Annotated in this window: 13 protein-coding genes; 5 read left to right on the top strand and 8 right to left on the bottom strand. The window is 55.5% G+C overall.

The genetic code is table 11. The features are described 5' to 3' along the window. Positions 1-19: 19 nt before the first annotated feature. From A3850_RS11655 to mnmA, 3 genes are read right to left on the bottom strand one after another with little or no spacing between them, the layout of a single operon-like run. Positions 20-2,635, bottom strand: coding sequence for a lamin tail domain-containing protein (locus A3850_RS11655; protein ID WP_068216685.1), 2,616 nt, complete (start codon positions 2,633-2,635; stop codon positions 20-22). Positions 2,636-2,669: 34 nt separating this feature from the next. Further along, positions 2,670-3,326, bottom strand: a complete 657-nt coding sequence (locus A3850_RS11650; RefSeq protein ID WP_068216683.1) for a hypothetical protein — start codon at positions 3,324-3,326, stop codon at positions 2,670-2,672. 46 nt (positions 3,327-3,372) lie between these two features. After that, positions 3,373-4,476 (bottom strand): tRNA 2-thiouridine(34) synthase MnmA, encoded by a 1,104-nt coding sequence (gene mnmA / locus A3850_RS11645; RefSeq protein WP_068216681.1) that lies wholly within the window; start codon positions 4,474-4,476, stop codon positions 3,373-3,375. A gap of 301 nt (positions 4,477-4,777) precedes the next feature. On the opposite strand from mnmA, the gene A3850_RS11640 reads away from it, so the two are divergent. Beyond that, a complete protein-coding gene (locus A3850_RS11640) occupies positions 4,778-5,761 on the top strand; it encodes a septal ring lytic transglycosylase RlpA family protein (RefSeq protein WP_068216679.1) in 984 nt (327 codons plus the stop codon). Here A3850_RS11640 and A3850_RS11635 read toward each other — a convergent pair whose 3' ends face one another. Further along, positions 5,762-6,328 (bottom strand): cohesin domain-containing protein, encoded by a 567-nt coding sequence (locus A3850_RS11635; protein ID WP_068216678.1) that lies wholly within the window; start codon positions 6,326-6,328, stop codon positions 5,762-5,764. It abuts the gene before it with no gap. Positions 6,329-6,467: 139 nt separating this feature from the next. On the opposite strand from A3850_RS11635, the gene A3850_RS11630 reads away from it, so the two are divergent. From A3850_RS11630 to A3850_RS11620, 3 genes are all read left to right on the top strand, one after another. After that, positions 6,468-7,445 carry an OmpA family protein gene (locus tag A3850_RS11630; protein ID WP_068216677.1) on the top strand — a complete coding sequence of 326 codons (978 nt, stop codon included), beginning with the start codon at positions 6,468-6,470 and terminating at the stop codon, positions 7,443-7,445. Between the two features lie 32 nt (positions 7,446-7,477). Then, positions 7,478-8,227 (top strand): DUF6438 domain-containing protein, encoded by a 750-nt coding sequence (locus A3850_RS11625; RefSeq protein ID WP_068216676.1) that lies wholly within the window; start codon positions 7,478-7,480, stop codon positions 8,225-8,227. Positions 8,228-8,308: 81 nt separating this feature from the next. Then, positions 8,309-9,694, top strand: a complete 1,386-nt coding sequence (locus A3850_RS11620; protein WP_068216675.1) for an MATE family efflux transporter — start codon at positions 8,309-8,311, stop codon at positions 9,692-9,694. Positions 9,695-10,077: 383 nt separating this feature from the next. Here the strand turns inward: A3850_RS11620 and A3850_RS11615 are convergent, their stop codons facing one another. Then, entirely contained in the window at positions 10,078-10,548 is a 471-nt protein-coding gene (locus A3850_RS11615; protein ID WP_068219713.1) for a ribonuclease H-like YkuK family protein, read from the bottom strand. A gap of 538 nt (positions 10,549-11,086) precedes the next feature. Between A3850_RS11615 and A3850_RS11610 the strand changes: the two genes are divergently transcribed. Then, positions 11,087-13,747, top strand: coding sequence for an AAA family ATPase (locus A3850_RS11610; protein ID WP_068216674.1), 2,661 nt, complete (start codon positions 11,087-11,089; stop codon positions 13,745-13,747). Positions 13,748-13,752: 5 nt separating this feature from the next. On the opposite strand, the gene A3850_RS11605 is transcribed toward A3850_RS11610, so the two are convergent. The 3 genes from A3850_RS11605 to A3850_RS11595 all read right to left on the bottom strand — a co-directional run bounded on the left by A3850_RS11605 (position 13,753) and on the right by A3850_RS11595 (position 17,101). Next, positions 13,753-14,610: a hypothetical protein gene (locus A3850_RS11605; protein ID WP_157501081.1), complete on the bottom strand. Its 858-nt coding sequence runs from the start codon at positions 14,608-14,610 to the stop codon at positions 13,753-13,755. Positions 14,611-14,686: 76 nt separating this feature from the next. Beyond that, on the bottom strand, positions 14,687-15,778 hold the full coding sequence (locus A3850_RS11600; protein WP_068216671.1) for an endonuclease/exonuclease/phosphatase family protein: 1,092 nt from the start codon (positions 15,776-15,778) through the stop codon (positions 14,687-14,689). Positions 15,779-15,883: 105 nt separating this feature from the next. Then, entirely contained in the window at positions 15,884-17,101 is a 1,218-nt protein-coding gene (locus A3850_RS11595) for a glycosyltransferase family 4 protein (RefSeq protein ID WP_068216670.1), read from the bottom strand. Positions 17,102-17,236 lie beyond the last annotated feature (135 nt).

Raw genomic sequence — 17,236 nt, 5'->3', positions numbered from 1 at the left:
ATGCCAATTATCCTAGCATTTAAAGCTCCCCCGCTAATACGGCTACCAGTTTCTCAGTCTCGACTGGTCCGTCCGCAGAGATGAGTTCAATAAGGATGAGGTAGGCACCGGCTTTGGCTTTGCGACCTTCGTCGTTAGCGCCATCCCAAGTCAGGCTTCCCTGCGTCCCCAGTAGTTCAATATCGCGGAGGGTACGTACAGGGCGGCCCTGGGCGTCATAGATACGGACGCGCGTGAGGGAACCGATGGGGGCATACCGGTACTCGATCTCCAGTACGTCCTCGTTTCCATCAGAGTCGGGGGAGAAGGTTTTGGAGAGGAGGCTAAAAACGCCGTCGCCCTCACCGTTACCGAAGTCGATGTCCCGAAATTGGGAGTTGGCCCGCGTGGGTGTGGCTCCACCTTCGGCGGATGCAGCACTGAACCAGTTGCCCGGCGCATCCGTAGCCACTTTGTAGCGAAGCCGTTCCAGACTAACTCCGCGGTCATCGTCGATCAGCTCCGATTGAAGGTCATCAGAATAGTCGAAGGCATCTAAGGTGAGGCTACCAGCGATGACGGAGATGTTGCCTTCGCTGTTCCCCAAACTGGGGGTGGCTTGTTCGATGATGGCAGCGGGGTCCACGTTGCGGTAACGGTTGATGAGGTCGGCAGCGTCGTCCGTGAATACCAGGAATTGCCCTGGGGTGAAGAGGCGGCTGGCGTCGACGTCACGGCTGGCCGTAGAGCTCGTTGACTGGTCGTTCACTAACGTCCATCCACTCACCTGAAGGATCTTATCCGAACAGTTGTACAATTCAATGAATTCCGCCCCACCCGAGGCCGGAGCGTACAGGATTTCATTGATGACCACGTCGCCCGGTGCGGGGGTGGCCGGAATGCCAATGTCCAGGTCTCTGCCTTCAGTTTGGTTGCCTACACAATCCGTCACATCCGGTAACGATAATTGATAGAGGATACCGGCGTCCAGGTCATTCATGAACGTCAGCCGGAAGGTGCGGCCGTTGTCGGTGTTCTCGATTCCAGTAATAGGGATCTCCTGGCCTTCGCGGGTTAGAACGAAGTCTGGGGTAGTCGTGCCAAGGGGTTCATCAAAACCTAGCAGGATGGCTTCTTCGGTGATGGCGGTGGAGGTTAAAGTGGGGCCGGTTACGTCCGCTGGGAGGTTGAGGACGGAGTTTTCGCGGCCTGGGGTGCCCCCGGAGGGGTCCAGGCTTGCTCGCCACCTTCCACTGCATCCTGCGTCAGCGCCAGAAAAACTGGTGTATTCGATGCTGTATCCGCCGTCATCGCGGTCAGCGTCATTGTACCAGTCGTCCGTGTAGTCGATGGATTGTAGCGTATCCCCATTCAAGATGAGGGCGATGTTGTCACTGGAATTGCTTAGTCCAGGAAGGTTGGCAAGAACGACGGTTGCGCCAAGATCTTCAAGGCCGGGACGCGCCTCGTTATCCGCGATGACAACGTAGCCACCCACAGGAATGAAGCCCTGCAGCTCGACCGGGGTGCCTCCACTACCAATTCTTAACCCATCCAGATTGACCGCAGTGTCGCTTGGATTGTGGACCTCCACGTACTCAAATTCGGGCAGGCCCACTACGGGGTTAGGGTCCGCCAGGAACTCGGTAATGAGCAGATTGGAGCTGCTTGGCGGGTTGATCAACCTGAATAGGACGGAACTTGAAATGTCATCGGCTACGTTTCCCGCGACATCAGCAATACCCGAAATTGTGATGGGCACTTCCACGTTCTCGGGCAAATCTTCGGCCAGGGTAACGGTGATTTGGTTGCCAGATAGTACTGCGCTGGCAACTGGAAGTGAGGGAGGGCCGAAGGTAAAATTGGAGGGGGTCGCCGCGTCAGTGCTAAGTGGCTCATCAAACGCGAAGATGACTGTGCGCCGGTCAACGAGCGTACGACTGATCAACCGGGGAGCGGTTTCATCAACGAACTCCCGGTAGGTGACGGAGCTGGAGAAATCGTCAAAGCTGAATTTATCGGAACGGGTGGCGGTATAGCTGCACGCCAACTCGAATACAATGGGTGGGAAGTTGAGACCGGTGGGCAACGTCCCCTCAACCGAGTAATCCGTACCACCAGTGTAGTCGGCGGCCAGCTGCCAACCGTCGGATTCATTGTAGGTAATTCGGATCCGGGCGATAGCCGGGTTTCCACCTAAAGCCCCAGGAGCACCGGAGAAGTCGCCCGTGATCACGTCGCCGCCGCTAACGCCAAACCCGGTCCAGGTATCCTGATCGCCAGAAATGCCACCGAGTTTGGTTTCGATAGAAGAATTCAGGGCCTCGCCCTCGCGAAAAGACCGCAAAGCGATCTCCGTAAAATTGCTGCCGGAAGGCGCAAAATCCATCTCGACCAAAAACTCCAGACTAAATGTTTCCAGCGTTGCACCGGGAGAGCTTCCGGGTAAGGCCAGTGTGAGCACTGACCGCCCCGCGCCGTCCGCCCGTAACAGTAATTGGCCATCTTCGACGACAAAGTCCGCTACGTCACCTGTCCACTCCGGATTCAGTAGATCACCGTCTTCAAAGTCGTCCACCGTAGTTTGAGCGGTGAGCGAAGGGAAGAGGGCCGTGAGCATAAGGCAACAAGCCAGGAGCAGAAAATTCAACTTCATGGCCTAAAGATAACAGGAGGAAGGAGTGGCTCACCTACATTTCCCGTACGAGTACGCCACCGGAAGCATTCACCAACCCGACCAAACCGACGCTCTCCTTGAAGTAAAGGCTCGTGAAGTGCGCGGATTCCGGAATCAAGTCGCCCACTTGCTCGTAGGCTTCGACGGGGCGGATGACTTCGATGACGTCCGTCCAGGTCACATCATTCAGGGTCACTGAGTCCACACTCTCTACGTTGTCGGCGGCAAAAACGATCTCCGGCTCGACGATGATGGCAGCGGTACGAAGGAATTGAGTGGTTTCAAATGACTTCAATTCGTAGGACATAACTACCTGAGTGATAGATCCGGCGGTAAACTGCTCTTCTTCCTCAAATACCAGTAGCATGTCAAAACCCAGATCGGCAACCCGGTAGCTCAGCGTGGAGGCCGTAACGCAGGAAATTTCGTTCGGGCTGTCCACCTCACTTGAACAAACTTCCTGCTCGGGCGTGGCCAGGGCGTTGACGAACTCAAAGGTGATGTCCGCCCCGGCGGTATCAACCATCGTGAAGCTTTCCTGCCGAAAGTCCGGATTAAAAGCAGCGGCATCGTAGTTGAATGCCTCGCAGTCGCGGCATTCGGTACCCAGGCAGGAGCTGATGAGCGTTAGCAAAAGACCGGCAAAGGTGAAGTAGTAAATGGGTTTCATATTCGCTTGGGATTTCGGGGTAATGGGGAGGTGAAACGGGATAGTTCTACCGGCTAGTTTGGATGAGACCGCCTCCGACGACGTCGTCGCCTTCGTAGAACACGGCGCTTTGCCCGGGAGCAACACCGCGTACGTCGGCGAAGAATTCGACGCTGGCCAAGTCGGGGGAAAGCTGATCGATATGACTCAGCGTTCCGCGATCTTTGTAGCGCACTTTAGTCAGTAGTTCTAAACCTTCTGCGGGCAGTTCCGCGTATTTCTGCAGCGTCAGCCCGCCGACGGTCATGCCGTTTCTCACCAGGTCACCGACCCGGCCCAGGGTTACCTGGTTGGTTGCCGCGTCGATTTCGGTGACGTACATGGGTTCGCCGAAGGCCATTCCCAGACCCTTCCGCTGCCCGATGGTGTAGAAGGGGTAACCGTCATGCTCACCCAGCACTTCACCGGTGACGGAGACGAACTTGCCCCCAGCGACCTGGCCTTCCAACTCCGGCAGACGGCGCTTGAGGAAGCCACGGTAGTCGTTATCGGGCACGAAGCAGATCTCGAAGCTTTCGGCTTTCTTACTCAATTCTTCGTAGCCCCAATCGTAGGCGAGTTGCCGTACTTCAGGTTTTGTCAGGTGGCCGAGCGGGAAGCGGCTGCGGGCCATACATTCCTGGCTTAGTCCCCACAGGACGTAGGATTGGTCCTTGTGGTCATCGGCGGATTTACGCACGTGCCAGCGGCCGGCGTCGGTTTGGTTCAATTGAGCATAGTGGCCCGTGGCGATGAACTCGCAGTCCATGGCGTCCGCCCGCTTCAGGAGTGCGCTCCATTTGATGTGGGTGTTGCACAAAACGCAGGGGTTCGGGGTGCGCCCGGCCATGTACTCATCGACAAAATTATCGATAACGTGGTCGCCAAACTCATCGCGGATATCAATGATGAAGTGGGGGAAACCCATGGATACGGCCACCGAACGTGCGTCGTTGATCGAATCTAGGCTACAGCAGCCGGTCTCTTTTTTGGAGCCGCCGCTGTTGGCGTAATCCCAGGTTTTCATGGTGATCCCGACCACTTCGTACCCCTGCTCGTGGAGCATCATGGCCGTCACGGTCGAATCAATGCCGCCGCTCATGGCGACGAGTACTCTGCCTAATTTACTCATGCTGTCGTGTTTTCGCGAAGGTTAAAGGGCCTTGCCAAATCGGGTGCAAAGGTACGGGTTTTGAATATGGAACCTAACGTACTGCGTTTAAGGTTGCGGGAAGTGATTCTCGATTGGCGATTCTCGATAAGCGAGGACTGATTGGCTGCCGCGCGGGGTAGCTCACTGCGTCCGTCTCCCGACGTACCTGAGTTTGGCGTAAGTCCGCAGCAGATACTAAACTTTCATTAGGCGCTGCCGCGGGTGCAATGTAATGGGGACAGCGGACCGACCTTATCTTTGATTGGTAAACTGATAACCAATGAAAATTCTACTCGCCCTTCTCCTGCTCCTATCTACGGTTGCCAACGCCCAGCTGATTGGGGATACGGAAAACGGGCTAGCCAGCTACTACAGCCGGGCCTACGACGGCGCGGAAACGGCTTACGGATTGACGTACGACCGGAATAAAATGGTGGCCGCTCATAAGACCTTTCCGGTGAATAGCACCGTAAGGGTGAAGAATCTGGATAACGGCAAAACCGTGCAGGTAAAGATCATCGATAAGGGGCCTTTCATCCGCGGGCGCATCATTGAAGTGAGTGAGCGGGCGGCGGATCTTTTGGGGATGCTGAACAAAGTGTCCGTCCCCGTAGAGGTAACGCTCGTTTCCCTTGCGCCGAGTAAAGCTACCGCGAGAGTAGCTGCCCCGGTGCAATCCCCTACCCCTGCGTCGGGTAGGTCCGGAGAGGTAGTCCCAGCGGCAAGTTCGACTGCCAGCGATGCATCCTCTCCTGCTACGGCACGGGTAACGCCTCAGCCTTCAACGACCGATATTCCGGAAGTGTCCCCCGCTATGCAGTCCAACCCTAAACCGGTTACGGCGATCCCCTCCCCCACCCGCCCGGCACCTGCGGCAGCGCCCAGAAAAGTGGCTGCAGTGAAGGCGAGCGCTTCCCCGGCCGTGACCCGCGAACCCAGCATGCCGGCAGAGAACACCAAGGAAAAACTAGCGGCAGACTTTGCTCCGGGCATTTACAAAATCAACCTGGCCCAGAAACCCGAAGGCAACTTTGGCGTGCAAATGGGCACCTACCGCGACCTGGAAGCGGCGATGGAAAAGGTGGCTTACCTACAATCCAAGTGGTTCAAGGATATCCTGATCGAGCGGGTAAAGATTACCGGCGGATCGGTCTATAAAGTCATGCTCGGCCCCTTCACTACGGAAGCCTCAGCCGCCCGCTACACCAAGAGCCTGAAGTCGCGCTACAAATTGGATGGGTTCGTGGTGCCGCTGACTAAATGATCACTTCGAGGTGACCTTACCATTAGCGTAAATGAAGCGTAATTCCGCCATCGCTTTGTCGATGACCTCAAAGCTGGTGGGTCCGTCGGAAAATTCAACGGTGGTGGTCTCCCCTTCCTCCATCAAGTTGGTGAAGCAGATCTCGTACAGGCGGTGGTTATCCGCCAGGGAGGTTCCCTTCAGCGCGAGGTCCGTCCAGAGGCTACTGACGACGCCGCGGTCGGCGAAGCGCGTCCCGAAACTATTGGCCTGGTAACCGGGTAGGTTGAAAGAGCGGACGCGATCAAAATCCAGGGCCGCCGAGTCGAACCGAATGGTATACTGAAAACCAATTAGGTCCTTAAACCCGGTTGCCTCGATGGGTAAGCAGACCTTCTCCCCCTTCTCTACTGCTGCGCTTCCAATGCGTAACGTGAGGTATTCTTTACCCGGTTTGGCAGGGCCTTGACGGAGTTTTTCCTTGTGGTCAACCTCGCCAATGACCGGCCCTTCCTGCTGTGCCTTTACCTGAGCATCGGCACAGGCAGCAAACGTGAATAGAGCGATGAGTAAAGGAAGCAACTTCATACGAAGGTCAGTTTTGGGTGCCGCAAAGATGATAAATTTCCCAGCGCTGGACGGGCAGAAGTAACCTGATAGTTGATGGCTGCCTAACATCATCCGCTTTACGCTACTTTTGCGGGTAGATACCAAAAGAATTGAAACTGTGAATCGTTACCTGACACTTGCCGTACTGGCCTGCCTTGCTTTCTCCTGCGTCCCCAAGGACCAATACGAAGCGCTCGTGATTGAGCGGAATTACTACCGCAACAAGACGGTCGTTGCCGATAGCCTGGCCGACGTTAAGGCGTTGAAAACTTACGACCAGCCTTCTACCGCAAATAATTTGGACCAGGCCAGTCTTATCCGGGAACTCAACTCCGTCAAGGCCACCAACATGGCGCTGAACGACAGTTACCAAGCCATGGTAAACCGGTACAATGATCTACTGGAGAATAACCAGAAACTGCTTTCGGCCAATGGCCAGGAAGTAACCGGTCTGCAGAGTAACCTGGCGCAGCGTAATGACGCCATCAGTAAGAAAGAGGTAGAATTACTGCAACTGCAAAAGGCCCTGGAAGAGCGTGAGGCTGCCATCGCCCGCATCGAAACGGACATTACGCCCGCCGGACAACCAAGCGGGTACGGTCGGGTGGCACCCGCCGGTAGTAGTTCCAACCTCAACCGACAGCAGAATGCCTCCCTTAAATTGAATACCCTGCAGAGCGAAGTGGCCCAACAACTCAATTATCTACCGACGGGGTCCTATACCATCAACGCCGTCGGAAGCGAGCGCATCAAGGTCACCCTGGCCGACGGGCTGGTAACCACGGACGGATACGTCCTCAGCGCGGACGGGCAACTGTTGCTGCGCCGTCTGGCCTACACGCTGGCAAAATACCCGAGCAGCGAAGTGTTTGTCATTGGCCACGCGGACGGATCCGACGAGGACGCGCAGGTTGCCTACGAGGAGAGCACTGACAAGGCTATTCTAATCACCCAACAAATGGTTGGTGCCGGACTCAACCCCGGCCGCGTCACGGCTGGTGGCCAGGGATTCTACGTGCCGGTTATGTCCAGCTCCACCCCGCAGGGACAGGCGGCAAACCGCCGAGTGGAGATTCTGATTGGCGTTGGGCAGTAGCCCCCTACATTTACACACTGACTTGATGAAACATGAAATGCTTCCTACTCCTTGCGGCCGTGGCCCTGCTCACCAACTTTACCGGTTGCGACCCCGCTAACCTCGTGGAAACGACCGTCAAACAACCGGACCCCTCCCTACTGCGGCTGAGCTACGGGGAAGGTATTTGCTTCGGAGAGTGCGAAGTGTTTACCCTTGACGTCTACAGCAACGGCCTGCTCGTGCGGAAAGGTGAGCGGTACACGGATCAGCCCGGAACGTGGCAGAAGAGCATTAGCCGAAGGGAGGTAACCTCCTTTTTGGACAGCATCAGCCAGATCAACTTTAAGGCCTACCCACGTACTTTCCCCAGCCGGTTGCCGGATATGCCCGCCACGACCCTAACCTGGTACGATGGTGCTCAGAACCCGGTAACGCTGACCTGGAAGGAAGAGACTTCGCCGGAATTGCGAAGCGTTGCCCAGAAGCTTAAGGAATGGTCGGCTTTGGACGGTTACCGCCAGCGTTCTGCCACCCTGGATGATGGCCGGACGGCTACGGCTAATGGAGAGCGGGAGGAGATCATCGTACACCTGCGCCCCCTCGTCGACCCAGTCGCCTGGCTCACCAAATACGGTAAGCAGGACCTGCAGCTAAAGAACCGCGTCAGCCCGAATGGCAACTACTACGTGGTGACGGCTAACCCCAACAAAATGGCGGCGGCAGAATTACTGGACTACCTGCGTAAGGACGCTGAGGTTATTTCCGCTCAGCTGAATCAGGATGTTCAAATCCGCCAATAGGCCATCATGGCTTTAACTGCGGGAACGGCAAGCCGAAAGTTTAGCCAGGCTGCCCGTTGTAAGGACCACTACCTTTAGCCCGTGCAATTATCCACTTCGTACCGCGATATCTGGAAAGTTTCGCTGCCGATCATCATCGGTAGCGCGGCCCAGAACGTGGTGGCGATGACGGATAGCGTGTTTCTGTACTACCGCAGTGAGGACGACTTCGCGGCCATTGGGTTCGTGGCGACGTTCTACATCATCGTAGCCGCAATTGGCTTTGGCTTTAGCCGGGGTGGGCAAATTCTGATTGCTAGAAGAGCGGGCCAGAAGAAGCCCAGCGAAGTCGGGAAGGTCTTCTATCACACCGTCTACTTTGAGGCCGCGCTCTCCGTAGTGATGTTCCTATTCATGACTTTCGGGGTGTACTGGCTTTTCGCCAGCCTGGTGGATAGCGACGTCATTTTTTATAAGGCACTGGAGTACCTGGAGATGCGCAAGTGGGGCGTCTTCGCCAGCTACCTCGGTGTAGCTTGTATTGCGCTGTATACCGGCATTGCCAGGCCGGTCTTTGTGGTTGTGGATACCGTCATCCTGGCTGCCACCAATATTTTTCTTGATCGAGCGCTGATCTTCGGGCTCTACGGCTTCCCGGAGATGGGCATTGCCGGTGCCGGGCTGGCCAGTACCATTGCGGAGTATGTCGCCCTAATTGTCTTCCTGATCTACATGGCGTTTGACAAGAAGAACCGGATCTACGACATCTTCCGGTTACCCAAGTACAACCCGATCATGATCAGGGAGATCTTCTCTTTGTCCGTCCCGATCGTAGCCATGTCGGTGGTGGGTTTAGGGTCAGCCTTTGTATTCTTTGGCCTGGTCGAGAACTTTGGGGAGCGGGCGCTGGCCACGACCAACATTGTTCGGATTGCTTACCTCATCCTGTCCATTCCGGCTTGGGGTTTCTGTACGGGCATCAATACGCTGGCGAGCTATTTCGTGGGCCGGGGGGAGCGGCACAACGTGATGATCGTCCTCAAGAAAACTGCGTGGATGTGTTTTGGGGTGACGTCCTTGATGATTTTGCCTCTCCTGGCCTTTCCAAAATTGGTGCTCTACCCTTTGTTAGGAGACGGCCGGGCGTACTTGTTCGACCTCGCCTACCCTGTTTTCTGGGTACTCTGGGGTATCCTCGCCAGTTTCAGTTTTGGGAGTATTTACTTCAACGGGCTCATTGGCGCGGGGGAAACGAAACTGGCACTGCGCATTCAGAGCGCCGTAGCGGTGTTGTACGTTGTCCTGATCTTCATCGTCGTCCGTAGCTCCTGGGGTAACCTGCCATTAGCGTGGGGAATGGAGATCGTGTACTGGTTGGTAATTTTGGTTATCTCTTTGCGCTACTTCCGGAAACGGCAATGGCGGCGGCTGCCGGAGGAGCGGGAAAATGAGGGGACGTTGGCTTCGTTTGTGGGAGAGAAGGAGTAGGTGTGTTAAGTGTGAGGATGTCCGCTCAACTGTGCCTATCAAGGTCCGGGCGCTTAAAGTGGTCTTTGTTCTTAGTCGCTATTCTTCGTAAGTCCCACGGATCTCCAAGGAAGGTAACATTTTTAAATACTTCCACAATCTTCAGGTCCTCGTGGCGTCCGACGCAGGAGGTCCCGCGAGCGTCCGGCTTGGCTAGGAAATTCTACGATGTACCGGACGCTCGCGGGAGCTCAACCCTTGCTGCGCGCGGCTTGACCACGCCACGAGGACCTAAAGTCTGTATACCCCCGGGCGCTCAGAGAACCCGGTCCTAATCGAAAAGACAGAAGTAAATAGACAAACTCCCAGTGCTTCGGTATTCCGAGCACCAAAGCACCAAAACACTAACAAACCTTATCCGCACAAGCAGAACTCGCAAAAGCATCCGGCTTAGCCTTAAAGACGAAGCCCATACCCAAGATGTAGCCCATGGCTTCTTTGAGGGCGGCGTTGGAGGCGAAACTGGGGTCCGTATTGATATCTGCGTGAACTTCGAGAGCTACACCGTGCTCATCCAACAGGTTACAAAGCGCGTAGGCGATTTCAACGGAACGGCCGACTTCTAATATCATTCGTTCCCGGATGCTCATCCGTTGCTCCGTTTTGTAGTTGGCGATGAACATGAAGCCGCCTTTCTTTTCCCGGAGGAAGACAATGACGGTAGCAAACTCCACCGTTTTACCACGGACCTGAGAATCGGTACCGATACAGACCTTAAGCTTATTTCCCGCTTCCTTTTCTCGGACAAGTGTCTTCGCTACGGCATCTACGATGGGTAGTTCAATTTTCCGACCGTCGAATCGGCGCCACCGCATTTCGGTCAGAGCAGTTTGGTTCATTTGAGGAGTAGTTTGTGTCAGTGATAGTCTCCCGCAGCTAATGGCTGTGAGCGGAGATTAGTTGCGGCCAATCCCTGTTGGCAGAATCTTATGCCGGATGCCAAGCAAGTTCCAAAATCTGCAACTCTTTTCAATACTTATCGCGTTTGCACCTGGTCCTTTGTCATCTTCCACTCCATTCAATTAAATTTTTTAAAGTTTTTTCTTTCTAATCCGCAACCAAAATTGCCGATCCTAGTTAATAGGGCAACTCATCGAACTTGGCCACGGCGCGAATTCATACCGCAGCCAAGTTTAGATAGGTGGTTTTGGGGTGCGCCGGGCTTGACCTGGCGCGCCTTTTTTTATGCCACACCACCGAACCTCCCCCCGCATTTTCGTGCTTAGATTAGGACCATTTATGTGTCCAAACACTGTTATGGATTAAACCCGATATTTGTAGGGTAGCCAGGCGACCAGGCACGACAGTACGTACCGGCACCATACCTTTCAATCTCTTTCACCCCTCAGTCTTATGCGTAGCGGACAGGAAATCAAGGCACCTGAAAGCACCTTTAAGTTTAAAGAACTGAAGGTGTATAACTCCACGGAATACTTGTGGGAGAACGTCAAGAAATACCGCCAGGTCTTCGACCGGTTCGAGACTGCCTACATCTACACGGAACTCAGCCTGTACAATAAGGCCTTCGACATGGCCGACTGGTCGCTCAAGGTGGACCTGAAGTGTTTCCTCGTGGAAGACGAGGGCCATACGGAGATCTGCAACCTCAGCATTGAGAAGGAGGTCAGCAAGTTTGACCAGCTCATCTTCATGCGGGAAGGTTGGGGCAATAAGCGCCCCGGCACTTTCTGGAAAAAGGGAACCTACTACTGGGACGCCTACGTGGACGGCCAGAAGATTGGTACCAAATACTTTTACGTCATCGAAAGCCAGTCCGACGCGCTCGACGAGAACGAGCTCGAGTGGCTCAACGTGGACGCCGCCCAAAAATATCTGGAGCTCAAAACCGTTCGTCTTTACGAAGGGCCCTATGATGATGTGCTGGAAGCGGACCGCGTCTACCTCAAGGAATTCTCCGTCAAGGAGACCCGCTACATCTACGTGGAACTGACCTTCCGCAACTTGCAGTCTGAAGACGACTGGCACCTTGAGTTATTTACCCGCTTCCAAAACGAGGCACGGGAGCTCAAAGGGCAAATCGTCCGCCTTCAGCAAATTAAGAAGAGCCAGGACGAGATCGTTATCACCGCCGGGTGGGGCGCCGCAAATCCCCATTTGTGGTGGTCGGACAATTACACAGCTAACGTGGTCTTCCTGGACAAACTCATTGTCAGCATTCCCTTCGTTGTGGATGAAGACATGGCCGTCCCCGGTTACCCAGCCGTATTTATTCCGGGCGAAGAGCACCCCAAAGTACTCGCCCCGGAGACCGCCATTGAAGAATCGTTCACCGACATCATGCAACGGATGGATGCCCTGACCGGCCTGCAGGCAGTCAAACGGCAAGTACGGGAGCACGCCATCTACATCCGCTTCCTCCAACTTCGCCAGCAGCGGGGCTTTAAGATGGATCAGGGCATCGACGTCCACGCCGTCTTCAGCGGAAACCCCGGTACCGGTAAGACCACCGTAGCACGGATGATCGGCCAGCTTTACCACCACATGGGTCTCCTCAGCAAGGGCCACACCGTGATTGCTGACCGGGTTGATCTCGTCGGGGAATACATTGGCCAGACAGCACCCAAGACTAAAGAGGTGATTGACAAGGCTCGTGGTGGCGTCCTTTTTATCGATGAAGCGTACGGTCTAGCGAGGACGAATGACGACGGGAAGGACTTTGGCCGCGAGGTCATCGAAATTTTGGTCAAAGAAATGTCCAGCGGTAACGGCGACATCGCCATCATCGTCGCCGGTTACCCCGCTGAGATGACGCGCTTCCTCAACAGCAACGCCGGTCTTAAATCCCGATTTAAGCACCACTACGACTTTGCGGACTTCATCCCACAAGAGCTCAACGCCATTGCGGATTATGCGGCCGAACAGCAAGGCATCACCCTCAACATCGAAGCCCGGGCCAGGCTCCAGGAAGTAATCGTTAAGGCGTACCGCGAGCGGGACAAAACCTTCGGCAACGCCCGCTTCGTCCACGACTTGATCGAAAAAGTCAAGATCCAGTTGGCCCTGCGCCTCATGCAAAACGAGGAAAGCAACCTCGATGGCTATACTCCGGAAGAGCTGAGTAGCGTCATTTTAAAGGATGTTGAGAGCATCGATCTTCTCCAGAAAAAAGAACGTCCGGCGATCCCCGTCAACCAGCAGTTACTCGATGAGGCGCTGGCGGAACTCGATAAGCTCATCGGGATGGAAAACGTCAAAACCCAACTGCGCGAACTCGTCAGCCTCGTCAGCTATTACCGCCGCATTGGTCGCGACGTCCTGAACACCTTCCACCTTCATACTGTCCTGATCGGTAACCCGGGGACTGGTAAGACCACCGTCGCCCGCATCCTCGCTAAATTGTACAACGCCCTGGGCATTCTGGAAAGGGGCCACATCGTGGAAACTGACCGACAGGGATTGGTCGCCGGCTACGTCGGCCAAACCGCAGAAAAAACGGCGAAAAAGATCGAAGAAGCCATCGGTGGCGTCCTGTTCATCGACGAAGCGTACAGCCTCACCCAGAAAGGCACCGAACGCGGAGATTTTGGCGGAGAAGCCATTCAAACCCTCCTTAAACGCATGGAGGATAAACGCGGCGAATTCTTCGTTTGCGTAGCGGGCTACCCCGATAACATGGATACCTTCCTGAAGGCTAACCCTGGTTTGGATAGTCGCTTCGACAAAGTGCTGCGCTTCGAGGATTATTCACCGGAAGAACTGTACGAGATTGGCGTCAGCCTATTTGCTGAAAAGGAGGCATACCTGGACGAAGCAGCCGGCAAGCATTTCGCGGCCTACCTACGCTTCCTCCATAAGTACCGCGATAGCTACTTTGGCAACGCTCGCACCGTCCGTAAACTGGTGGGGGACATTTTACACCGTTACGACTTACGCCACGCCGGTAGTACGGAGACTACCGATCAGCCCAATATCCTCGTAGAGTTGGCCGACGTTGACCACCTCAAACTGGATACAAAGGAGCTTTCTATCCAGCGTAAGCGCATCGGTTTCTAACCTGCCTAAAATTCCTTGAATTCCCGTTCTCGGATCAACTTTGGGACACCAATGTCCGTCAGCTGAAAGCGGCCGCCGCGGTCACCCGAAAGTAAGAGTCCATTGTGCGGCACGTAGCCATTCCACGGAGTTTGCATAGCGGGTTCCTCGTCGTCCGCATTCCGGAAAAATTGCCAGGTGTTAATGCGGTAGGTTACCTTGTCGATGTACAACCGGTACCGGTTGCCAGGCGTCTCCCCCACCCCATCAAAGGTCTGGTCAATCACGAACGAAGGACGGGTGGCCAGTGGGTCGGTCCGCACGTCTTCGGCGGCCTTCAGTGTTACGCCGTCGTCCTTTAATTTGAACTGGTGCACGAGCCAGTAGCTATCGTTGATGAGCATCGAGTGGGCCTTTTTCAGCCCTTCGGCGAGCGCGTCGGGGTCCGTCACTTCGTCACCCTTTACGCGGATGCGGCCACTCAGTGGCGTGGTTCCGTAGTTCAGCAGGTACACGGTATTTTGCTCTGGCACGTTGATCCGCGCCAGTTTCTCCAGTTTATCCCAACTCAGTGTCCTGGCGCCGAAAAAATTCCACCGGAAGTAGCGCGCCGCATCGTAGGCCGCCCGTCCCCCGTGGTACTTTACGAGGCTATCTACCACCCGAATGGCCTTAGCGTCTGAACCCGCTACATTAAATCCTGGAGCTGCAGGATTGGGCGAATCGACCAGGGCGATGTTCGACGCCTCATTCACCCGCCGTTGGGCTTCGGAAACTACTTCCGGGCTCTCCGCTGGCTCTTCCGCTACGCCGGTCTGGGCGCTGTCGCAGGTGCAAAGGAGGAGGGCAAGCAGGGCCATCATTACGGGGGAGGCAGTTTTCATTGGCTGGTAGGTTTCGGTCAATTGAGGAACAAACGTAAGCGGAGAAATTGGGTTCAGAATGCTGCAGAGACGGGGATCATTTCAACAACTCCACCTCCAGGTAAACGGGTTGGTGGTCGCTGTGCTGAAAACCCATTTCGAGACCTTTAACCTGGGCGATCCGCAGGTTGGGGCTCAAGAGGTAAAAGTCGATCACCGAACGGCGCGTCCGGTGGCTATCGTAGGGTTCGTGGCTTTCCCGGACGCTGGCCGTCCCCGGGTCGTAGGCGTACTTCCACCCAGCGGGCATGAAGTCGAAGGCCACCGTTTTGGGTGCTTCGATTCGTTCAACGGTCGGGTTCAGGCTGAACCAGTTGAAACCTGGCGGTAGTTGGTTCCAATCTCCCCCTACGACGACGTAGTGGCCGGCTTCATAATCCGCTAGCACCGCTTGCTTGATGGCATTCATTTGTTGCAGCCGGATCCCTCCTCCCTTATCGTAGGCCGACAGGTGGACGTTGTAGGTGACCACTTTTTTCCCACCGGCCACACTGAACTCCTGGCGCAGCGCGCAACGATCCAGTTGGAACAGTTTCGTGGGCCAGGGGAATTCCCCCGGCAGTTGGATGCGGCTGGACTCAACGGGCGTATACCGGCTCATGGTGGCCAATCCACCAACGACGTAGCCATAATGGTCCCACGGTTGCAACAGTGGCAGGGGCACTCGTTTGCTCTGGAAGTTCGATGCGTAGGCCGTGGCGTACTGGTCGCGCGCGCTGCGGACCGTGTCCAACTCATTAATGTAGTGGCTGCGGCGGGCGGCGGTATCTACTTCCTGCAACAGGAAGAAGTCGGTGAGGGTATTTTTGACCGTCATTTGTTGCCCCCCGACGTTAGCCGTGACGCGTTCTTTGGACATCCGGACCGTGCCCGGGTCCGTCCAGAAAAAGTCACCCTTGTTGTAGAAGAAGAAATCCTCACTACCGATGCCTCCGTAGCCGACGTTCCACGTCAGAAAGGTGAGTACGGAGTCCTGGATTTCGGGGTTAGCCCGGTCGGCGTTCCAAACTTGAGCCGGCTCGGTTCCTTCCGGCGCCCAGTCCGTGAGGGTACCGAACAGAAGTAATCCACCTACGTACAGGGCTGCTGCGAGGAGGACGTACAAAACTACCTTACGGAACTTCTTCATATGGCCGGATTACCGAAGTGGAATGTTCCGGCAAAAGTACGCGGGAAGGTTCACTTGTCCCCCACCCCGCACCCGCGGCAGCGCCCGAATTATAAAGCGTGAGATTTACGCAACTACCTCGGCGGCCATCAACTGCTCGTACTTGCGGAGTAATTTCTCGGCCAGTACCCGGCGGTCGTAGCGCTTATGGAAGCGGTTGGCGGCAGAACGGCCAATGCGCTCAAGCTTGCGGCCACGGCGGACACAATCTTCAATGGAGGCCAAAAACTGAGCGGGGGTATCCGCTACGAAAAGATCGCGACGGTGCTTGGCTTCGATGCCTTCGAGACCGATGGAGGTAGAAATGACCACACGCGCCAGCGACATAGCTTCTAAAATCTTGGCCCGCATTCCACCACCGGAGAGGAGGGGCACGATGCTGATGCTGTGGGCCGCCACGAAATCGCAGCTGCTTTCCACCTCGCCGTGGATGATGACATTCTTCATCCGCAACTGGCTGATGGAAGCCGGCATATTCCGCCCCGCAACGTGAAATTCTAGGTCGGGGTAAGCGCGGTGGATGGCCGGCCAGATATCAGTAAAGAACCATTTAAGGCCCTCCAGATTGGGCAACCAGTCGAGCGAACCGATGAAGTGCATGCTCAGTTTGCGCCCGTAACTATCGTAGCGCGGCTCCCCGCAGGGCGTATCAAGACCGATGGGTAGCACGTGACTTTCGCCGCGGAAGCCGAGGCCCTCAAATTGCTTCTCGTCCCGCTTCGTGATTGGTAACAAGAGATCGTACTGATTGAGCTGTTGGCACTCGTAGGCTTTGAGCTGCTTGGTGAGGTGGCGGACGTACCAACGCTTGGGCGCGAAGGACATATTGGCCGAGCACCGTTCCCAAATTTCGTGCTCCACGTTGTGGGAACGCATGACGACCTGAGCGTTGCTGTGGGAACGGATGGTCGCCATGTACGGCGCGAGGTAAAGGGTTTCGAGCTGCACCACGTCGAAGGACTCCTCGTTCAACCAATTGGCCAGTGCCTCGTGGTAGGTCGGCAGATCAAAACGGCTGATGTGGTAGGACTTCCCCTTAATAAGTGTGCTCAGGGCGGCAAATGGATTTACCTCGTTGTCAACGGATACTGTACGTACTTCCTGGTAATGAGACATGGCTGCCGGCAGTTCCGAATCGCCGAAGAAATGCTTCGTCGTATTCATGGCCAGCAAACTCACTTGGCACCCGATCTCGGCGAGGCTTTTGCTCAGACCGTGGATGGCCTGGCTTTCGCCGTCTTTCAGTGGATAGGGAAACTTCTTAGTGAGTAGTAAAATCTTCATGTAAGGCTGCTGGCGGTGGCTCGTTCGTTGAGGAGACACCGCTATTGGACGGAGCGTGGCCCCGCTAGACACTTCTTTTCAGCTTTTTTTGTTCGGTTGCCCCTCCGCGGCTGGATTTAGCGGGCCGGAGGGGCA

This window comes from Lewinella sp. 4G2 (assembly GCF_001625015.1).
In the GTDB taxonomy this organism is placed as follows: Bacteria; Bacteroidota; Bacteroidia; order Chitinophagales; family Saprospiraceae; genus Neolewinella.
This window is presented reverse-complemented; position numbering and strand designations above follow the sequence as displayed.